Source organism: Bacteroides sp., from assembly GCF_052357945.1.
Classification (GTDB): domain Bacteria; phylum Bacteroidota; class Bacteroidia; order Bacteroidales; family Bacteroidaceae; genus Bacteroides.
Map to the genome: position 1 here is coordinate 1 of NZ_DAWCXD010000313.1, position 1,680 is coordinate 1,680.

Annotated in this window: 2 protein-coding genes; both read right to left on the reverse strand. The window is 40.5% G+C overall.

Translation table 11 applies throughout. The features are described 5' to 3' along the window. The coding region (locus tag ACT8YW_RS23225) for an AMP-binding protein (protein WP_444107279.1) at positions 1 to 629 on the reverse strand (629 nt) is incomplete at its 3' end. Between the two features lie 398 nt (positions 630 to 1,027). Beyond that, on the reverse strand, positions 1,028 to 1,680 hold a 653-nt coding region (locus ACT8YW_RS23230), incomplete at its 5' end, for an NAD-dependent epimerase/dehydratase family protein (RefSeq protein ID WP_444107280.1).

The following is a 1,680-nucleotide window of genomic DNA, read 5'->3' on the forward strand; positions in this document are numbered from 1 at the left end:
AACACTTCAAAAGCAAATTTGGTATTCGACCACAGACTGCGATAGGGGAGCATTACTCCTTTCGAGTAACTTGTTGTTCCTGAAGTATAATTGATAACAGCCAGTTCTTCCGGTTCATCCTTATGATAAGCGATATGCTCTGTGCGGAAATTCTTCGGATATTTTTTGCCGAACATTTCGTTCAGATGCTCGCGTGCATAAGTCAGTCGTTCGCTGCGTGACACTAGCAGGGTGAAGTCATTCATCATCAGGATACCCTCCAGTAGCGGCATTGCCGACTCATTCAGGTTTTCCCATACCATATCTCCAACAAGCAGTAATTTTGCTTCGGAATGGTTGACGATGTTATGTATATTGTCCGCTTTAAATTCATGGAGAATGGGTACAACAACTGCCCCATACGTCAGTGTGGCAAGAAAAGTGACTCCCCAATGAGAGCTGTTTCTCCCGCAAACAGCAATCTTATCTCCTTTGCGGATTCCGCTTTCTTCAAAGATGATATGGAGTTTTTCGATTTTGCGAGCTACGTCTTTATACTGTAAAGTTGCACCTTTATAATCGGTCAGGGCATCCAGATCCCAATTATTCTTGATACTATTCTCAATATAGGCTATAAAACTTTGTTCCATTATTTTTTGCACATTTGGTATTAAATTGTGCAAATATAGCAATTATATTAAGAATGAAGAATTAAGAGTGAAGATTTTTTGGAAATGGAGGGAGAGTAGTGGGAAGGAATTTGTGGACGATGCGTTATTAGTACAATGGATTATGCTTATAATTGAAAAAATGATGCTTATGGTGAAATAAATGATGCTTAATTGGATAAAGGCTTATAACAAAACAGATTAGCTTGTGATAAAATAGATTAGCTCATAGCATAAACTGATTAAGCTATGAGCTAAATGAGTATCATTATAGCAAAACTGATTATCGTTATAGCTAATTAAATTATCATTATAGCTAAAAAAATATGCTATTAGCAAAAATAATTCAGCTAATAGCATATCTACAGTAACTTCATTTCTTATTTCAAGTACCATTCGTACATTCTTTGTACGCCTTCCTCGATTTCAATTTTATGGTGCCACCCCAAAGAGTGCAGTTTCGAAGGATCGGTCAGCTTGCGCATAGTGCCGTCCGGTTTGCTGCTGTCGAAGGTCAGTTTTCCTTGATACCCTACAGTTTCTACAATACGTTCGGCCAGCTGACAGATGGTGATTTCCTTACCGGTGCCGATGTTGATATGGCAGTTGCGGATATCTTTGCTACCTTCTTTATAGGTATCTTTGAAGTCTACGTGCTCCATTACGAAGACGCTGGCATCTGCCATTTCTTCGCTCCAAAGGAACTCGCGGAGTGGAGTACCTGTACCCCAAAGAGTGACTTCTGTTTCGCTGATTCCGTATTTTTGCAGAATAGCCAGGATTTCTTCTTTCGGACTGTCGCCATTTACACCTTCCACCGGACGCAGATTCATATCCTTGCGTACAGCTTCCCAGTTTCCTTCTTTCAGACAGTGTGCCAGATGAATCTTTCGGATCATGGCAGGCAGTACATGACTGCGTTCCAAGTCGAAATTATCATTCGGTCCGTAAAGGTTTGTCGGCATCACAGCGATGTAGTTCGTTCCATATTGCAGGTTGAAACTTTCGCACATTTTCAGTCCGGCAATTTTAG